The organism is Dyadobacter crusticola DSM 16708 (assembly GCF_000701505.1).
Lineage (GTDB): Bacteria > Bacteroidota > Bacteroidia > Cytophagales > Spirosomataceae > Dyadobacter > Dyadobacter crusticola.
The window spans coordinates 21,064-40,140 of record NZ_KL370788.1 but is presented as its reverse complement, the minus strand read 5'-3'; the positions used below and the strand labels follow the sequence as shown (position 1 = coordinate 40,140).

The window sequence follows — 19,077 nt, the reverse complement described above, 5'->3', positions numbered from 1 at the left end:
GTGGTTAAAACGATACCTGTATACCTCCCATATAAGTGGTTGGTCTTGGATAGCTGTGCCAGATCATCCCTTGCGAGAATACGTTGTCTGCATCTCCACCACGGATCGGTGTTTGTTCTGGGTCGCCGTGTGGGTATTTGCTAAGCAGGAAGAAGTTCTGAGCTGATACGTAAAGTCTTAGTCTGCTCATTTTCATTTTGCTTGCAATTTCCGACGGGAAGTTATAACCGAACAACAAGTTACGGCCACGGATAAATGAACCGTCGAAGATCCAGCGCGTATCCACGTTAGTTACATAACCCGCTTTTGTATCACGGATCTGAGCTACCATCGTGTTTTGATTTTCAGGTGTCCATGCATCCAGTACAGTTGCGTAGCTGTTGGCAAGAGCCTGACGATCTTCACTCGCGTGGAGGTTCATGTCCATCAAGTCGTTTCCGTAAGAGAATTGCAGGTCAAGTGTCATATCAAAGTTTCCGAAACGCACAGAGTTCGAAAGTGTTCCCCAGCCTTTTGGACTACCGTTTCCGATAATTGAACGGTCAGCATCAGTGATTTTGTAGTCTCCGTTCAGATCTTTGTATTTCACGTCACCTGGCAGCATTTGAAGGTTACCACGGTAGCTGGTGAATTTCGCAGCTTCGTCTGCCTCAGCTTCGCTCCATGTACCAAGACGGGTAAGTCCCCAGAATGCACCAACTGGCTCTCCAACACGCAGGATGCTTGTTTGGTTAGTGATTGACGGACCACCCACTCCGAAGATATCAGCCGGTGTAGCCAGCGACAACACTTTGTTTCTATTGAACGAGATATTGAAGTTCGTATTCCACGAGAAATTAGCTCTCTCGAAGTTTACCGTGTTCAAAGCAAACTCGAAACCTTTGTTTTCCATAGAACCGATGTTCTTTCTGATCACAGCGTAACCGCTTGTACGTGGAACAGGTGCATCGAGAAGCATGTCGGTTGTTTTGCGGTAGTAGTAGTCAGCTTCTAATGAGATTCTTCCTTTCAGGAAGCTGATTTCCAAACCTCCGTCAGTCTGTGCTGTTTTTTCCCATCTCAAATCGCTGTTCGCCAACCTGTTGATACCAGTTCCACCGATACGTGTGTCACCATAAATCGCTGCATAGTTAGATCTCAGCAAAGGAAGTGACGAGTAAGGAGGAATCTCCGAGTTACCTGTCAAACCGTAGCTGGTGCGGAGTTTCAAGCTTGAAATCAACGTATTGCCTTTCAGGAATTCTTCATCAGATACTTTCCATGCAAATGCAGCAGAAGGGAAGAACGCAAATTTGTTGTCATCTCCGAATTTAGAAGAACCATCTGCACGGCCCGTTACTGTGAAAAGGTATTTTTCAAGTAAGGTATAGTTTGCACGACCGAAGTAAGAGTTGAATGCAAAACGTGAAGCCCCAGAAACATAAGGGTTAGAAGATGGCAAAACTGCACCAGCGCCAATGTTATTGAAGCCGAAGTAATCAGTTGAGAAGTTCTGCGAGCCTATGCCGGTTGTTGCGATATTGGTTTCCTGCCATGAAATACCTCCAAGTAGGTTAATAGAGTGAATTCCGAAGGTTTTGTTGTAGGTCAACAAGTTTTCCCACGACCAGAAAGTCTCTTTTCTGGTTTCTTTTCTAGCAGTACCCAGTTCGTTAGGAGTCAAAGTACGGGTCTGTGACTGGTTCACTTCCTGGTTGATGATGTTAATACCAAGAACGGAGCGGAATTCAAGGCCAGGGGCCAGGGTAACGTTTCCGTAAAGGCTACCCAATGTAGTCTGGGTATTCAGATTGTATCTGCGACCGTTCAAACGGTGTACTGAGCTGAAAGCACCTTCTGCACCCGGGTAATCACGGTTGTTTGCAAATGTTCCGTCAGGATATCTTACCGGAAGGAAAGGGAAATCTTCCACCATCTGACGAGGTACAGCATCGTTGATGTCGACCAGGTTCTCAGCTTGATTGTTGTAGCTCAATGTACCTCCAATGCGAAGCCATTTTTTCACCTGGTCATCAATGCTGAAACGGGTTGCATAACGTTTCAGGTAAGATGTTTTGATCAGACCCTGATCGTCGCGGTAGTTAAGTGACAGCGAGTAGGTGGTTTTGTTGTTACCTCCGCTGAAACCCAATTGATGGTTTTGAGAAACACGGTGCTGGGTAGACTCGTCGAACCAGTTGGTGTCGTAGTTAGGAGCATATTTTTTTGTACCGTCAGGGTTCGTGGTTACTGTAAAAACGTCAGGATGGTCTGCTGCCAGCTTTGCACGGCGAACCTGCGGATTATGCGTTAAATACTTGCCAGCGTCCCAACCAGCCTTGTCAAACTTTTCCATGTTCCTGTAAGCAAGATCTTCAACGTCCAAATACTGCTGGGCATTCAGAACTTTCGCTCTTTTAGGGCCGGCAGTAGGTACGCTCAGGTCAAGACCGTATGTGATAACGCCTTCGCCGGCTTTACCTCTTCTGGTCGTGATCATGATCACACCATTAGCACCTCTTGCACCATAAATGGCTGTGGAAGATGCATCTTTCAAAACCTCAACAGATACGATATCATTCGGGTTGATATAATCGATCGCCTGGCTTTGCTGGTTTTGGTTACCCTGCGGCAGCATTACTCCATCCACCACATACAATGGGTTGTTGGAAGAGTTGATCGAGCTGAAACCACGGATACGCACGTTGGAACGACCACCCGGGCGTCCGGAGTTTACGTTCACCTGCACACCTGAGATTTTACCCTGCAATGCCTGGTTCAATGAAGGAGCTGGTCTTTCTTTCAGCTGCTCTTCTTTTACAGATCCCACAGAACCTGTCAAATCTGATTTTTTAGCAGTACCATAACCAATTACAACAACTTCGCTAAGCGCCTTGGCATCAGATTCCATCGCAAGGTCAATTGTAGTGCGATTGCCTATTTCAGCTTCCTGGCCAACATAACCTACAAAACTGAATACAAGTGTTCCGCCGTTATCGGGTACCGACAGTGTATAATTTCCTGTACCGTCAGTTGTAGTTCCGGTGCTGGTACCTTTCAGTACTACGTTCACGCCGGGCAGCCCCTCGCCATTTTCTTTATCTGTTACTTTTCCTTTGATCGTTTTATCAATTCGGATCACGGTTGACGCCCCTGCGTCAGCTGCTACTCCTGCAAAAGCAGCTACGGAACACGAAAGTGCCGGCAGGAGTACTAATGAATTCCGGATGCCCCGCATGCGGAGCAACCATTGTTTGGTATCGGTATTTTTCATTTAAAGGTTAGTTAAACGTTTCTCATAAATTAGGTTTTGTAGCTTGGGTCATTTTTTAGTCATAGAAGGATGGTTGGTTAAATTGAGTACAGGACGATGAGAGTTATATTAAATGTGATTTTATTCCTATTCAAATTTGGCCAGAATAATCCGCTTGGTTGTATTCAGGATTTTCAAATTATTCCGTCAAGTTCTTTCAATTAATCACGGGGTACGGGTGATGATACGCCTTTTCTGACCATGGGTGCGAGGTTTAGCAGATTACTAACAGCCCCTAAGTGTTCTCAAAATTGATGGTGTCAGCTTGTAATTATTATAAACTATTAAAAAGGAGTTACAATATTATAACATAGTTTCATTATTACGATAGGGAAAACACAAATAATTGTGCAAACGTTTGCATAATTTTAACCTAATATCGCGAGTAAGTTTTTGGCATTCAGCTTGTTACTTCCCTGTTTCACCAGAAAAGCCACTTCGCAATATGTTGCGAAGTGGCTTTTCCATTTACTTTCTGGGTTAGCTGAAAATTAGCTCAGCTTGCCTCTTGTGGTAATCAAACAAGATCCACAGTCCGTCCTGTTCTTACCGACTCATCACACGCAAATGCGATCTGCAAGCTTCTTACTGCATCTTCCAAATGCTCTGACATGTCTAGATCCTCTGTAATCGCTTTCAGGAAATACAGCTGCTCGCGGTTGCAGAGCTCCTGGTGATCGGGTTCGTCTTCCAGGTTAATCCAGGTATCTTCCTGTGTAAATTCGTCTTTGTCGTTCAGGTCTGCATGGTGAATACGGATCGACTCGGTTTTGGTATGTGCTTCCACGGAGGAAGATTTACCCGCACCGCCTGCATCTTTGGCAACAATGGAAGCAGAGCCTTTTGGTCCGATCACGTCCTTGACAAAAAACGCCGTTTCGCTGATCATCGGGCCCCAGCCAGCTTCGTACCAACCCACGGATCCATCTTCAAACCAGATCTGCAACTGACCGTAGTTGTAATTGCCGGCAGGTATATCTTCTGTCAGCCTCGCACCGATCGCATTCACGCGAAGTGGCGTGGAGCGGGTCATTTGGCACATGACATCAATATAGTGTACGCCGCAGTCTACGATAGGGCTCAGGCTTTTCATAAGGTTCCGGTGCACACCCCACATATATCCGTGGCTTTGCTGATTGAGGTTCATACGCATTACCAGCGGCTTGCCGAGATTCTGTGCTTCTGTTACAAACCGTGCCCACGACGGATGTACCCGCAGAATGTAGCCTACCACCACCTTCTTGCCAGCTTCAATAGCAGCAGATACGACACGCTTGGCTCCTTCAACACTATCAGCCAGAGGCTTTTCGATAAACACGTGTGCACCCGCTTTCAATGCTTTGATCGCGAAATCCTCGTGCGTGTCCGGGTAAGTGGAAATACAAACTGCATCAGGCTTTGTTTCCTGCAATGCAGTTTCGTAATCGCTGTAAAGGCTGTAACCGCCGCCAAGCTTTTCATTTAAAACCTCTTTGCTTTTGCCGGTAGAAACGATCCCGCAGATTTCGAAACCATCCAACAGCTGATAGGCAAATGCATGCGAAGCGCCCATGTTACCGCAACCTACAACCAGTACACGGATTGCGCCTTTGTTTTCAAAAGATGACATAGTAAATGATAATGTTAAGTCTTCGGGTTAGAAGGAATATAGAAACAGTAAATTACAGGGATAACAGGATTTACCTGCTTTGAGTGTCAAAAATAGGGATAAAATCTGTTTTTGCCGGACCTCGATCCCGAATGCAGAAAAATCCGTAGTAGGTGTTGGTTTACATCGTTCATGGTAACTTAAAAGCGCTGATTTGAGCAGTTGTAAATAAACCCTATTTTCAAGATTCGAGTATGGGCCTTAAGTGAACGCAATTTCTTTGATCAATTAACCCCATTTTCCTGTAGTTGATGGGTTTGCATAATCTAAAATGAGCATATATCACGATCTATCACTTGTCTCGGTCGAGTTTTCAGCAGACAGACGAGAACTAATAATGCAAGGAAATGGGCTTCAAACAAAAGCTAGCCTCATCTTTCGAAACGTGGCAACATGGGCTCTTTCTCCCTTTGAAACTCAAAATGTAATTTTCGATGTAGTTAGATATGATGCAGCAACTGGTTCGAAGGAATTATTTGAAGATTATGATGTTCCTGACTATCATAGAGAGATGGTCCTACGAGAGCAATTCTTCCTATTTGAATTGCAAGCTTCCGTTGGTATGGGGGGCTATATTATTGCCAAAGAATTAATTGTACAACAACATACTTAATCTTGCTGATGATCCAAATTCATCGATGATCTAATCACAGCGGTATTTAAATAGACGGGTGTTCCACGAAAACTGGTAATCACGTAGGTAAAATCCGGATTAGAGGATACTAAGAGGCTCATGTAGACATCTGAAAAAGTTCAGTCATCAATATTGAAGGCTGACTTAATATCCAGGTTAAAATCGGTAAATAATTGATTAAAACATGAGAAAGAGGCGTGGTTACATTCGTTTACCTTTGAAATAAATTCATCACTCGAATTTTCAACATCACTTATTGATATGAACAAAGAATCCTGGTATGGCATTTTTCCTGCGTTGTTAACTCCATTCAAAGCAGATGACACAATTGATTTTGATCTTTTTGGTAAAAATCTTGAAGCTCAGATAGAGGCTGGTATCAACGGTGCTATCGTGGCGGGATCGCTGGGAGAAGCCAGTACGCTAACCAGAGCTGAGAAAATGGAGCTGGTAAAATATGCCAAGAATGTGGTTCCTGAAAACATGCCGATCGTGCTGTGTATCGCTGAACAAGCGACAGCCGAGGCAGTAAGCATTGCCAGGGAAGCTGAGACAATCGGTGCGGATGGTTTGATGGTGCTGCCCCCAATGCGCTACAAAGCCGATGATGAGGAAACAGTAACCTACTTCAAAACCATTGCGCAGAGCACGCGATTGCCTTTGATGATCTACAACAATCCGGTTGATTACAAGATCGAGGTGACGCTTGAAATGTTTGAGGAGCTTGCAAAAGAGCCGAATGTGGTTGCGATTAAAGAATCTACCCGCGACGTAAGCAATGTAACCCGCCTGTTCAACCGTTTCGGCGATCGTTTCCGTATTTTCTGCGGCGTAGATACGCTGATTATGGAAGAAGTGATGTTGGGCGCTGACGGTGTTGTAGGTGGTTTGGTAGACGCATTCCCGAAAGAAACTGTCGCGATTTTTAATCTGGTAAAAGCAGGTTATTACAAAGAAGCATTGGCGGTATACCGCTGGTATCTGCCGCTTCTCGAACTTGATATTCACCCAAAACTCGTTCAGAATATTAAACTGGCTGCCGAGAGAGCAGGTATCGGTTCAGAGTACGTACGTGCTCCCCGCATGGTGCTGAAAGGTGCAGAAAGAGAAAGTGTATTGGCAATCATTGATAAGGCAATAGAAACACAGCCAGCACTGCCCGACTATCTGAACCTGACAGCTGATACTGCGCTGGCTTAATAAAATATTATGATGAAGGCTCCTACGGGGCCTTTTCTTAGTTTCGGCATCGCATTGCCGGTGAAGGTCGGTTCCGTACTTTACGGGAATTGTACCAGGTCTTACTGCAAAAATGATTTAATTTGATTGCGACTCCGGTGGAGTCACCTGATCCTTATAGTATGACTACATCCACAAACAACCTGGAAAAGATACTGGCAAATACCCAGGCTGCATTTGTCACAATCAACAATTATCCAATCTCAAAGCGCGTAGCATTAATGCGTACGATCGCTGACGAAATTGAGGCACTTGGCCCTGAGCTGATTCAAACTGCCCGCGAAGAGTCGAATTTACCCGATGCAAGGCTGACAGGCGAGAAAGCCAGGACCATTTTCCAATGGAGAAGCTACGCCGAAGCGCTCGAAAAAGGGTACAGCCTCGACGCGAGCATTGATACTGCCAATCCCGACAGAACCCCGCCCAAACCTGATATTAGGAAAACCAATGTGGCGCTCGGCCCGGTAGCTGTTTTCGGAGCGAGCAATTTCCCGTTTGCATTCTCAACTGCTGGCGGGGATACTGCCAGCGCAATCGCTGCCGGTTGCCCGGTTGTTGTAAAAGCACATCCCGGTCACCCGAGAACATCGCAGATGATGGCAGACGCTATCTCGCGCGCCGTTGAAAAAAGCGGATTTCCCGTGGGTACCTTTTCACATATTTTCTGCGAAACCAATGAGGAGGCGCAGGCGCTGGTTACCCACCCGGTGATTAAAGCAGTTGGTTTTACAGGTTCTAACCGCGGAGGTCTGGCATTGGTGGAAGCGGCGAGCAAACGTGCGGAGCCGATTCCCGTTTTTGCCGAAATGGGAAGTATCAATCCTGTTTTTCTGTTTTCAGGGAAATTGCAAACAGCCGCTGCAGAGCTTGCAAAACAATATGCAGGTTCACTAACGCTCGGTGTTGGTCAGTTTTGTACCAATCCCGGACTGGTTATCGCGGAGCAAGGCGCGGATTTGGATCAGTTTGTGGAGAGTTTGAATGAAGAAATATTAAAAGCTTTACCCGCTCCGATGCTCAATGCCAGCATTGCCAAGGGGTATACTACCAATCGCGAAAAAGTGATCGGGCTGAATGGCGTGCAGATACTTTCAGCTGCTACCGCCGAAGCCGAAGAAGGTTACGGCGCCGCGACTGTCGCTACCGTTTCCGGTGTTGACTTCTTGATCAATGAAGATTTACAAACCGAAGTTTTTGGTCCGTTCGCATTGATCGTCCAATGCAAAGACGCAGGCGAAGTACTGGCAGTAGCCGAAAAGCTGCACGGTCAGCTGACTGCAACCTTACTGGCAACGAATGAAGATCTCGCACAAAACCCGGAACTGATCCGTGTGATCCGGAATAAATGCGGAAGGATCATATTTAATAATTTTCCAACGGGTGTGGAAGTATGCAAATCCATGCACCACGGCGGCCCGTTCCCTTCTTCCAGCAACAGTCAATTCACTTCCGTAGGGCCGGACGCTATCAAGCGTTTTACAAAACCATTGAGCTACCAAAACTGGCCGGACGAATTGCTGCCGGAAGAATTACAGAATGCCAATCCCCTGGGCATTTGGCGGACAGTGAATAATGAGGTGACGAGGGAGGCGGTTGGCTTTTAGCTTTTAGCCCTTAGCCTTTGGAGGATGGAGGAAGGACGAAAGGAGGAAGTAAAAAGCCCATTGAAGCAAAAATCTATGACTCTGGATATCAATCCAAGGTTCGAGTAAAAAATCTAAAACAGCTAACCGTTATTAGCCAACAGCTAAAAGCTAATAGCCAAGCCAAAAACAATGCGCAAAACCTTTTTTTGTATTGATGCCCATACTTGTGGCAATCCGGTTCGGGTGGTAGCAGGTGGTGGTCCATTGTTGAATGGAAATAGTATGATGGAGCGCAGGCTTCATTTTTTGAAAGAATTTGACTGGATCCGCAAAGGCTTAATGTTCGAGCCGCGTGGCCATGATATGATGAGCGGGAGCATTCTGTATCCGCCGGTTGATCCTGCGAACGACATCGGTGTGCTTTATATCGAAACCAGCGGCTGCCTGCCTATGTGCGGTCACGGTACGATTGGGACAGTTACCATTGCCATTCAGGAAGGGTTGGTAACGCCCAAAATACCAGGCAAGCTGCGCCTCGAAACACCTGCCGGATTGGTTTTGGTGGAATATAAGCAAGAGGGGAAAAGAGTAACTTCCGTCAAACTGGTTAATATCAAATCGTTCCTCGCAGCCGAAAACCTGACAGTGGAATGCCCCGACCTGGGTACATTGAAAATGGATGTTTCTTACGGAGGTAACTTCTACGGAATTATCGATCCGCAAGAGAATTTCGCTGGTTTAGAAAATTACACAGCTGATCAATTGATCAGTTGGAGCAGGGTACTGCGCAAGCGGATGAATGAACAATACACTTTCGTGCACCCCGAGAACGAGCACATCAACGGACTCAGCCACATTCTCTGGGCAGGCGCGGTTATTGATCCAACTTCAACGGCCAGGAATGCGGTGTTCTACGGCGACAAAGCAATTGACCGCTCACCTTGCGGCACAGGTACCTCCGCGAGAATGGCCCAATGGCACGCCAAAGGCAAGCTGAAAAAAGGCGACCAGTTCATTCACGAAAGTATCATCGGTTCCAAATTCACCGGAACAGTAGAAGACGAAGTAACAATAGGCAACAAACCCGCCATCATCCCCGGAATCGAAGGCTGGGCAGTAGTAACAGGCTACAACAATATCTTCATCGACGACGAAGAAGATCCGTATGCGTATGGTTTTCAGGTTATATGATGACTGTCAAGCCTTTACTTCGGCTGTCGGCTTTCGGTAGCCGGCTTTTTGATTTAGTATAATAATATGGATAGCATGTCAACTTCCTCAACACAAACTATAATACCGGCAAGCACCAACGAAAGGCCGACGGCTGATAGCCGACAGCCGACAGCCAAAAAAGGAACCACCACCATCATTGGTGGGGGAATTATGGGGCTGGCTTCGGCTTATTATTTGCTGAAAAGCGGCTGGAATGTGACTTTGCTGGATAAAGGCGATCTGAGCGATAATTGCTCGCATGGAAATGCGGGTATGATCGTGCCTAGCCACTTTATTCCGCTGGCTGCACCCGGAATGGTCGCCAAGGGGATCAAATGGATGTTTGATAGCCGCAGTCCTTTTTACGTAAAACCTTCCCTCGATTTTTCATTGATTTCTTGGGGGTTGAAGTTTATGAAAAGCGCAACTCCTGCTAACGTGGAGCGGGCTGCGCCTTACCTGCGCGATTACCATTTGCTCAGCAAGAAATTGTATGAAGAGCTGGCGCAGGAAGAAGGGTTTGATTTCGGTCTTGAGGAAAAAGGCATCTTAATGCTTTACAAAACTGAAAAGGCAGGCGAAGAGGAAATCCACGTTGGCAAAGATGCGCAGAAGCTCGGGCTCGATGTGGAAATGCTATCCAAAGAGCAGGTGCAAGCCATTGAGCCAGGCTTAACGCTAGATGTTGCAGGTGCAGTGCATTACCACTGCGATGCGCATTTGTACCCGACTGCATTGTTCAACCAGCTTCTGAAATTCATCAAAGCAAAAGGCGCTAAGGTGGTTTCCAATGCAGAGGTAACCGGATACTCCATTCAAAATGGCGAAGTAAAAGCCGTTGAAACTACGCGGGGTAAATACGAAAGTGATCTTGTGATCATGACGGGAGGTACCTGGCTGCCGCAGCTCGCCAAACTGGCCGGACTTTCCATTCCGGTAATGCCCGGCAAGGGATATTCGTTTATGCAGCCCAATGCAGCACACCCGATCGTACATCCCGCTTTATTGATCGAAGCCCGTGTAGCAGTAACCCCGATGAACGGACAAGTTCGCTTCGGCGGCACCATGGAGCTCGCAGCTGTGAACGACAAGATCAATATGAACCGGGTAGAAGGTATCGTGAATGCAATTCCGAAATACTATCCCGAACTCAATGCGGCTGTCCCTGCCAGAGAAAAAATCTGGTACGGTTTCCGCCCATGCTCGCCAGACGGACTTCCTTATCTGGGATATAGTAAAAAACTGAAAAACCTGATCGTAGCAGGCGGCCATGGCATGATGGGGATCAGTCTCGGCCCGGCAACAGGCAAGATAGTGGCGGAACTGGCCGATCGGAGTACTACTTCGGTAAGTACCGTCCTATACGATCCGGAGCGGTATAACTGAGCGTTGTCGCCTGCCCTTCGACTCCGCTCAGGGTGACAAAGCATGTGTAAGAGCTTGGTACTTGGCAAACACCTTGTCATGCTGAGCGGAGTCGAAGCAAATGCACAAATGCGACTCGTACGCAGAACACCAGTCGAAGCAAAGGCATCACTTCACTGCGCAATACCCATAATTCCTAACCTTTAAACATACTCCACCTTTGAAAAAGCACTGCTACTCCCTGCTTTTTAGTCTTGCGTTTGCCTGCATTGCCGCCAGCAGTTCTTTCGCTCAAAACCCCAAATTCAACCTCTACGAACAAACGAGTGAAACAGCCGGGCTGGTGATGCAGTATGATGCGGATATTCAGGCGGTGCGGTCGTTTTATTCTCCGATGCTCACTCGCGGGCGTGGATTTGCGGCGCCTTCGTACGTACTGAACTCGCCCGAGCAGCGAAAAAGGCTGACCGAGGTAGACAAGGATTATCTCGCCAGGTTGTCGAAAGTGGATTTTGATGCAATGAGCATTTACGGGAAAGTGGATTATATTCTATTAAAAAGAAATATCGACGACCATCTGTTAAGCCTTGCGCAGGAAGAAAAGGAATACAACCTCATTACGAAGTACATTCCATTTGCGGACAAAATTTATGCATTGGAAAAACAACGCAGGCGCGGAGATACCATTGATGGTCAGAAAGTAGCGGGCGGACTTAATGGTATTTTGAAAGAAGTAAATGCCGCTTCCGAATCCCTGAAAAAGGTCGACAACATAGATATGCCGCTCGCTACCCGCGCAGAAGACGCGATCAAGGGAATGGGGGAGCGGTTGAAAGGCGTTTACGATTTTTACAATGGCTACGATCCGATGTTTACCTGGTGGGTACCCAAACCTTATCAGGCTTTGGACAGTGCATTAACTGTTTATGCCAGATCCATCAAGAGCAAAGGCAAGCTCAACACCACTCAAAAAGAAGATAAGAGCGGCATCAAAGGAGTACCGATCGGTCGCGACGAGCTGATCCGACAGTTGGGGGTGGAAATGATCAGCTACACGCCGGAAGAACTGATTGAGTTGGCTAACAGGGAATTCGCGTGGTGCGACAAGGAATTGCTGAAAGCTTCGCAGGAAATGGGCTTCGGAAACGAGTGGCAAAAGGCGCAGGAAAAAGTCAAAAATAGCTTTGTACCCGAAGGTCAGCAGCCTGCATTGATCATGAAGCTCTACAACGATGCCAAGGATTTTATAACCAAAAACAACCTGTACCAATACCCGGAAATCGCAGACGAAACCTGGGGAATGCAGATGATGACGCCGGAGCGCCAGCTGATCAATCCTTTTTTTCTCGGCGGCCGCGACATTATCATTTCCTATCCGACGAATACTATGAACCATGAGGATAAGCTCATGAGTATGCGTGGTAACAATCCTTATTTTTCACGCTCCACGGTTCACCACGAGCTGGTACCCGGTCACCATTTGCAATATTATATGCGGAGCAGGTATAAGTCCTACCGCCAGGAATTCGGGACTCCATTCTGGACCGAAGGCTGGGCTTTGTACTGGGAGCTGCTGCTGTACGACAAAGGTTTTGCCAAAACACCCGAAGAGCGGATCGGGATGCTGTTCTGGCGCATGCACCGTTGCGCGCGCATTATCTTTTCGCTGAATTATCATTTGGGTAAATGGACACCGCAGGAATGCATTGACTTTCTGGTGGACAGGGTAGGGCACGAGCGGGCAAATGCGGAAGGTGAAGTGCGTCGCTCTTTTCAGGGAAATTACAGTCCATTGTACCAGATCGCCTATCTCATCGGCGGATTGCAAATATTCAGCCTCAAAAAGGAATTGGTCGACAGTGGTAAAATGACCTACCAGCAATTTCACGACGCCGTGATGAAGGAGAATAATATGCCGATAGAAATGCTCCGGGCGACGCTGACCAACCAGGCATTGAAGCGCGACTTCAAAACGCAATGGAAGTTTTATAGTTTCAAATAATATTGTAGCTTACAATTTGTAACAAACCGCCCTTTAAAATCTTTTTCCTATATGTTGCCGGAAACTCCTGCTGAAGAAAAAACCTCGTTTAAACCGTCGCTGGGACTCATGGACGCCACCATGCTGGTGGCCGGCAGCATGATCGGATCAGGGATATTCATTGTAAGTGCGGATATTACCCGGAATACGGGCAGCGTGGGCTGGCTGATGTTTGTGTGGCTGATTACCGGGTTTATGACGCTTACTGCCGCATTGAGTTACGGGGAGTTGAGCGCGATGTTCCCGAAAGCAGGCGGGCAATATGTTTATCTGAAAGAAGCATATAATTCACTGATCGGGTTTTTGTACGGTTGGAGCTTTTTTACGGTGATTCAAACCGCCACTATTGCGGCGGTAGCGGTTGCATTTGCGAAGTTTACGGCGTATTTGCTTCCGATGTTCAGTGAAGATCTGGTCGCATTTGACCTTGGTTTTATCAAGATTTCACCCGCGCAGCTACTCTCGCTGGTGCTCATTGTGTTGCTGACGTTTATTAATACACGTGGTGTAAATGGCGGGAAAATCATCCAGACTACATTCACATTGACCAAGCTGCTGAGCTTGCTCGGACTGATCGTTTTCGGGCTGCTTTTCATGAAACCTGAGATCTGGGCAGCCAACTGGGAGTCGGCGACGATGTGGGATTTACACAAGCTAAATATCGACGGCAGCATTGAATCCTACACAACCATAGCCGCTTTCGGCGCAATAGCAGCCTCAATGGTAGGCTCAATTTTCAGCAGTGATTCGTGGAATAATGTAACATTTATAGCTGGCGAGATCAAGAACCCGCAGCGTAATATCGGACTGAGTCTCGCATTGGGTACTATCATCGTCACTGTTATTTATGTAATGACAAACGTGATGTACACCGGCGTTTTGTCCTTGCAGGAAATTGCATCTTCCGATAAAGACAGGGTTGCGGTAACTGCCTCTCACGTAATTTTCGGCAACGCGGGAACGATCATTATCGCGGTTATGATCATGATTTCGACTTTCGGGTGCAATAATGGACTGATTATGTCCGGAGCCCGGGTATATTATTCGATGGCGAAAGATGGAATGTTTTTCAAAAAAGTGGGGACTTTGAACAAGAACTCGGTGCCTGAATTCGGCCTTTGGATCCAATGCCTGATCGCCTGCCTGTGGAGCCTGAGCGGCAAATATGGTAACCTGCTCGATATGATTTCATTCGTGGTGGTGGTGTTCTATATGCTTACCATTATCGGAATATTTATATTAAGAAAGAAAATGCCGGATGTGCCTCGTCCGTACAAAGCATTTGGTTACCCCTTCCTGCCTATCATTTACATTTTGATGGGCGTGGCGTTTTGCGTACTTCTCATTATTTACAAACCTGAATATACCTGGCCGGGGCTGATCATTGTTTTGCTGGGTATTCCGGTCTACTATTTTATCGGTAAAAAAGATCTTATGAATACAGATATTGCATGATGCACATGAAATCCACTTTTTATTCACTTCTGCTGTTCTTCCCAGGGCTTGCAATCGCTCAGGAAATGGACCAGGCAGCTATTGCCAAGATCCGTAAAGAAGGTCTTGAAAACTCAAAGGTCGCGGAGATAGCCCACCAGCTTACAGACGTTTCAGGTCCGAGACTCACGAATTCTCCCGGTTTCCAACGCGCAGCAGACTGGTCGGTAAGCGAGTTGAAAAAATGGGGATTACAGAATGCGAGACTCGAAGAATGGGGTGAATTTGGAAAAGGCTGGCAGGTTGAAAAAAGCTACCTGGCGATGACCAAACCTTATTATATGCCTTTCATAGCAATTCCAAAAGCATGGACTTCAGGTACTTCCGGACTGATCAGCGGCGAGGTGGTTGTGGTAGATATCCAGAATGAAGAGGACCTGAAAAAGTATGCCGACGGGAAGCTCGACGGCAAAATCGTGTTGACAAAAGGAAATGCCAGCACAGATCCGAGTTTTACTCCCGATGCCAAGCGCTATACAGCCGAGGAACTCGACAAAATGACTAATTCTGTTCCATTTGGACAGAGCAATTTTACACCTGAGCAGGTAGAGCGAATGCAGGCAATGCGCTCTTTCAGAAGCCGGGTGGACAGTACATTAAAGTCACAAAAGGTGAAGCTGGAACTTGCTGGCCGCATGGGCAAGCATGGTACGTTTTTCACAAGCAATGGAGCTTCTTTCAGGGGCAATGCGCCTTTGGCCGGACCGGCATTTGAGCTTGCACCGGAGCATGCGGGGCTTGTTGCGCGGCTGGTGGAAGATGGTATCCCCGTAACCCTGGAAGCAGAATCGGCAACTGCCTTTTTTGACAAAAAATTAACAACAGGTAATGTGATCGCCGAAATACCGGGTACTGATCCCAAGCTGAAAGACGAAATCGTCATGCTCGGCGGCCACCTCGATTCCTGGCATAGTGCAACCGGGGCGACGGATAATGCGGCAGGTTGTACAGTGATGATGGAGGCTGTCAGGATATTGCAGACTGCCGGTTTGAAGCCACGCAGAACGATCAGAATTGCACTTTGGTCTGGCGAAGAGCAGGGTTTGTACGGATCGCGTTTTTATGTGAAAAATACATTCGGCGATATGGAAACCATGAAGCTGCTACCGGCGCACGAGAAGTTATCTGCTTACTACAACATCGATAACGGTACCGGCCGCATCCGGGGAATTTACCTGCAGGGCAATGAAGGCGTGCGCCCGATCTTTGAAAAATGGCTGAATGGGTTTTCTGACATCATTGACCACCCGACTGTTACTTCACGAATCACCGGCGGGACCGATCACCTGGCATTTGATGCGCTGGGGCTGCCTGGCTTCCAGTTTATCCAGGATGGAATTGAATATGGTACCCGCACGCACCACACCAATGCAGATACTTACGAGCGCCTGGTAATGGACGATTTGAAACAAATGGCGGTGGTAGTCGCTGCATTTGTGTACAACACCGCCCAAATGGACCAGAAGCTGCCAAGAAAGCCCATGCCCGCGCCGCGGCCGCAGCCTGGAAGCAAGCGATAATGCACAACTTTACTTGTGAAGGAGCTACCGGAAGCAATGGACTAGGCGGCAATCAATCGTTGAAAACGCTTTTACAATAATACCAATGGAGAATCTTCGGCGCGGTAAAAGACGATTTTGCAGGGTGGAGTAGGGTAGAGGGAAAGGAGAAGGGTAAATGATAATGTTATAGATCAGCAGAATCTGTAATAGTTTGCTCGAAGTTAAATTTCAACTCCGCAAGTGTTATCTCTGATATGTAGCAATGCTCCTCGGCTAAGTCATCGAACTTAGCTTGCAGATTGAACTTGCCCTTTATATAGTAGATGGCAATGTTCGTATCGATGAGAAATTCCTTCAAAATGATGCAATTTCCCGATTCGAAACTCTGCTCCCCCTGATTTCATCAATAATCTCATCAGCAGTTTTCTCTGAATCAAATGCGCCAAAAGCTACTCGGAATGCACTTTTCTTGTCCACGACATTCTGTTTTGCAGAGGCGCTCAACCTAGATATCAGGTCAAGTTTTTCTTCCAGGCTCAGGCTATCTAAACGCCCGATGTAGCCATTTACCAGCTTTGCTGTTCATGTTCTGTATCTTATCTACAATCAAATTTAACCAAATGTATTGGATTTTAGTCTTTTAAGGAGTAAGCTGCTATCACCGCAATGCCTCCACTTCCGCCACTTCTTTCGGCAAATGCTTTCCTAAAATCCGGTTCCCCTTTTCGGTGATCAGAATATTATCTTCAATGCGGATTCCTGTAAAATCACGCAGGGTTTCGAGCTTGTTGTAATCCACAAAATCGGCCAGCTTGTTCTCGGCTTTCCAGCGGTCGATTAAGGTTGGGATCAGGTAAAGTCCGGGTTCGACTGTTACTACAAAGCCGGGTTCGAGCGCGCGGCCCAGGCGCAGCGATTTCCAGCCGAATGCGGTTCCTTTTACCAGGTCATCTGTATAACCCACATACTGCTCGCCCAGGTTTTCCATATCATGCACGTCGAGCCCCATCATGTGGCCCAGCCCGCATTGGAAAAACAAGGTATGCACATCATTTGCAATTGCTTCTTCCACGTCGCCTTTTACTACGCCAAGTAATTTCAGTCCTTCCAGCAGCTTTGTCGCGGCGAGTTTGTGTACATCTTTAAATAAAATACCTGGCTTGCAAGCGTCAATAGCAGATTTCTGTGCATTCAATACAATCTGGTACATCTCCTTTTGGAGGGATGTGAATTGCTTGCCCATCGGAATGGTACGCGTCAGGTCGCCGCAGTAGCGCATGGCCGTTTCGGCACCGGCGTCGCACAAGCCCATTTGTCCTTCCTGCATTACCAGGTCGCGGGTGTGGGTGTGGAGGATTTCGCCATTTACGGTCAATATAATTGGGTAGGAGATGTCGCCACCTGCGCCTATCGCAATGCTTTGCAGCTTGCCCGCCACTTCTTTTTCCGTCATGCCCGGACGTGTGCTGCGCATAAATTCAAGATGCATATCCACCGATGTATTCACCGCTTTTTCCAGCTCGGCTACTTCCTCATCTGTTTTGTAAGACCGCATTGCAACGACCGCCTTGATCAACGTCACAGAAGCTTTTTGCGCAGCCTCGGCAGGCGATATATGCAACCAATCCTGCAACTGCAGGTAGTGATCGCCCCGGTACGGCGGGAGGAAATGAATGACCTGCTTTCTTTCTGCAGCACTTTTCAGGTAACCAGCAATCGCAGAAAGTGGCTTTACCTGTGCAATGCCGGCTTTTGCTGCTTTTTCGGTAAGTGGCTCTTTTGGGCCGGTCCAGACGATATCGTCGATCGTGAGCTCGTTTCCGAAAAGAATTTCCTGATCATTGTCAATATCAATAACCGCATGAATGGAGGCGAAATCCAGTCCGAAATAGTATAGAAAAGTGCTGTCCTGGCGAAACGGATAAACATTGTCGCGGTAGTTCATCCCAGATTCTTCATTGCCAAGTAAAAGGATCAGCCCGCTTCCTACTTTCGATTTAAGCTGTTGGCGTCGTTGTATGTAGGTTTCTTTTGAGAACATGGTTTTTTGAGCACTAAAAATTCACTGTAAATATCGGGTTGTCAGATTAGGATAAAATCGCTTAGTTTGGCTTCAATTTAACACACTATAATTTTAACATCATGAAAACAGTACAAGTGCCTCTGCTTAGTCAACATCGTTTTCTTGATGAGGCTGGTGATGCCGCTTTTTACGGTAAAGGTAACACTCCAATTGTCGGGAACGCTGGCGTTTCAAAATGCTTCATCCTCGGAATGTTAAAGATCAACGAACCGCTCAATATAATTAGGAAAAAAATCATTGATTTACAGATTCAAGTGGGCAATGACTCTTACTTTACATGCATTCCTAGCATTCAGAAAAGAATCAACACAAAGAATTTTTATTTTCACGCGAAAGACGACATCCCAGAAGTTAGAAAACTAGCATTTGATTTTATAAAGAGTGTAGATTGCAGTTTTGAAGCAGTTGTGGCCAGGAAGATATATAGTGTTTATCAAAACAAACACAATGGTAAGGAAGCAGAATTCTATGCCGACTTATTGTCTCATTTACTTAAAAACAAACTGAACAAGTACCAAAATCTCGTCCTTAATATTGCACACCGATCACAATGCACTACGCATGTCAATTTGCAGAAAGGACTAGATAAATCAATTGAACGATCAAAAACAAAATTTCCTGACAAATTAAGTGATTGCCGAGTTGTTTTCAATGTGCAGCATCCTACAACTGAACCGCTACTCAACATTGCGGATTATTTCTGCTGGGCTGTTCAGCGTGTTTTCGAAAAAGGCGAGACACGCTATTACGACTACATTAGCGACCAAATTGGCATGGTGATAGACTTATATGATTTTGCAAAATACCGGCTTGAAGACGGCAAAGCAGGCAATTACTATGGTCGGAAAAATAAGCTCACGAAACTGAATTTTATCTCATAAAAAAAGCCCGTAAGTGCACTAAGAAGGATACCCCTCAACGGCGTGGAGCCGACCTTCATGCATAACAGGCTGATACAAAGGTGTAAAATATAAGCAGAGA

General features: G+C 46.7%; 12 protein-coding genes. 9 read left to right on the top strand and 3 right to left on the bottom strand.

The features are described 5' to 3' along the window. Positions 1-4: 4 nt before the first annotated feature. Positions 5-3,253 carry a SusC/RagA family TonB-linked outer membrane protein gene (locus tag Q369_RS0126870; protein ID WP_031530801.1) on the bottom strand — a complete coding sequence of 1,083 codons (3,249 nt, stop codon included), beginning with the start codon at positions 3,251-3,253 and terminating at the stop codon, positions 5-7. Between the two features lie 556 nt (positions 3,254-3,809). Further along, positions 3,810-4,901 (bottom strand): Gfo/Idh/MocA family protein, encoded by a 1,092-nt coding sequence (locus Q369_RS0126865; protein WP_031530800.1) that lies wholly within the window; start codon positions 4,899-4,901, stop codon positions 3,810-3,812. 310 nt (positions 4,902-5,211) lie between these two features. On the opposite strand from Q369_RS0126865, the gene Q369_RS0126860 reads away from it, so the two are divergent. From Q369_RS0126860 to Q369_RS0126820, 8 genes are all read left to right on the top strand, one after another. Next, positions 5,212-5,553, top strand: coding sequence for a hypothetical protein (locus Q369_RS0126860; protein ID WP_031530799.1), 342 nt, complete (start codon positions 5,212-5,214; stop codon positions 5,551-5,553). A 282-nt stretch (positions 5,554-5,835) separates the two neighbouring features. Continuing rightward, the gene (locus tag Q369_RS0126855) at positions 5,836-6,774 is read left to right on the top strand and encodes a dihydrodipicolinate synthase family protein (protein ID WP_031530798.1); all 939 of its coding nucleotides are present in this window, start codon (positions 5,836-5,838) and stop codon (positions 6,772-6,774) included. A 161-nt stretch (positions 6,775-6,935) separates the two neighbouring features. Next, the gene (locus Q369_RS0126850) at positions 6,936-8,417 is read left to right on the top strand and encodes an aldehyde dehydrogenase (NADP(+)) (protein ID WP_031530797.1); all 1,482 of its coding nucleotides are present in this window, start codon (positions 6,936-6,938) and stop codon (positions 8,415-8,417) included. A gap of 171 nt (positions 8,418-8,588) precedes the next feature. Then, positions 8,589-9,590: a 4-hydroxyproline epimerase gene (locus tag Q369_RS0126840; protein WP_031530795.1), complete on the top strand. Its 1,002-nt coding sequence runs from the start codon at positions 8,589-8,591 to the stop codon at positions 9,588-9,590. Positions 9,591-9,665: 75 nt separating this feature from the next. Then, a complete protein-coding gene (locus Q369_RS0126835; RefSeq protein WP_084165865.1) occupies positions 9,666-10,997 on the top strand; it encodes an NAD(P)/FAD-dependent oxidoreductase in 1,332 nt (443 codons plus the stop codon). A gap of 325 nt (positions 10,998-11,322) precedes the next feature. After that, complete coding sequence (locus Q369_RS0126830; protein WP_157488338.1) at positions 11,323-12,978, top strand: DUF885 family protein; 1,656 nt, start codon at positions 11,323-11,325, stop codon at positions 12,976-12,978. Positions 12,979-13,086: 108 nt separating this feature from the next. Continuing rightward, positions 13,087-14,472, top strand: coding sequence for an APC family permease (locus Q369_RS0126825; RefSeq protein ID WP_084165870.1), 1,386 nt, complete (start codon positions 13,087-13,089; stop codon positions 14,470-14,472). 5 nt (positions 14,473-14,477) lie between these two features. Then, positions 14,478-16,031, top strand: a complete 1,554-nt coding sequence (locus Q369_RS0126820; RefSeq protein ID WP_031530791.1) for a M20/M25/M40 family metallo-hydrolase — start codon at positions 14,478-14,480, stop codon at positions 16,029-16,031. 640 nt (positions 16,032-16,671) lie between these two features. Here the strand turns inward: Q369_RS0126820 and Q369_RS0126805 are convergent. Next, complete coding sequence (locus Q369_RS0126805; RefSeq protein ID WP_031530789.1) at positions 16,672-18,054, bottom strand: aminopeptidase P family protein; 1,383 nt, start codon at positions 18,052-18,054, stop codon at positions 16,672-16,674. A gap of 101 nt (positions 18,055-18,155) precedes the next feature. Between Q369_RS0126805 and Q369_RS0126800 the strand changes: the two genes are divergently transcribed. Beyond that, complete coding sequence (locus Q369_RS0126800) at positions 18,156-18,977, top strand: DUF3800 domain-containing protein (protein WP_031530788.1); 822 nt, start codon at positions 18,156-18,158, stop codon at positions 18,975-18,977. Positions 18,978-19,077: the final 100 nt, after the last annotated feature.

What these genes read in the sequence shown, in the direction of transcription:
- Q369_RS0126870 (WP_031530801.1), bottom strand. Translation starts at nt 3,253, where the DNA reads ATGAAAAATACCGATACCAAACAATGGTTGCTCCGCATGCGGGGCATC.
- Q369_RS0126865 (WP_031530800.1), bottom strand. Translation starts at nt 4,901, where the DNA reads ATGTCATCTTTTGAAAACAAAGGCGCAATCCGTGTACTGGTTGTAGGT.
- Q369_RS0126860 (WP_031530799.1), top strand. Translation starts at nt 5,212, where the DNA reads ATGAGCATATATCACGATCTATCACTTGTCTCGGTCGAGTTTTCAGCA.
- Q369_RS0126855 (WP_031530798.1), top strand. Translation starts at nt 5,836, where the DNA reads ATGAACAAAGAATCCTGGTATGGCATTTTTCCTGCGTTGTTAACTCCA.
- Q369_RS0126850 (WP_031530797.1), top strand. Translation starts at nt 6,936, where the DNA reads ATGACTACATCCACAAACAACCTGGAAAAGATACTGGCAAATACCCAG.
- Q369_RS0126840 (WP_031530795.1), top strand. Translation starts at nt 8,589, where the DNA reads ATGCGCAAAACCTTTTTTTGTATTGATGCCCATACTTGTGGCAATCCG.
- Q369_RS0126835 (WP_084165865.1), top strand. Translation starts at nt 9,666, where the DNA reads ATGTCAACTTCCTCAACACAAACTATAATACCGGCAAGCACCAACGAA.
- Q369_RS0126830 (WP_157488338.1), top strand. Translation starts at nt 11,323, where the DNA reads ATGCAGTATGATGCGGATATTCAGGCGGTGCGGTCGTTTTATTCTCCG.
- Q369_RS0126825 (WP_084165870.1), top strand. Translation starts at nt 13,087, where the DNA reads ATGGACGCCACCATGCTGGTGGCCGGCAGCATGATCGGATCAGGGATA.
- Q369_RS0126820 (WP_031530791.1), top strand. Translation starts at nt 14,478, where the DNA reads ATGAAATCCACTTTTTATTCACTTCTGCTGTTCTTCCCAGGGCTTGCA.
- Q369_RS0126805 (WP_031530789.1), bottom strand. Translation starts at nt 18,054, where the DNA reads ATGTTCTCAAAAGAAACCTACATACAACGACGCCAACAGCTTAAATCG.
- Q369_RS0126800 (WP_031530788.1), top strand. Translation starts at nt 18,156, where the DNA reads ATGAAAACAGTACAAGTGCCTCTGCTTAGTCAACATCGTTTTCTTGAT.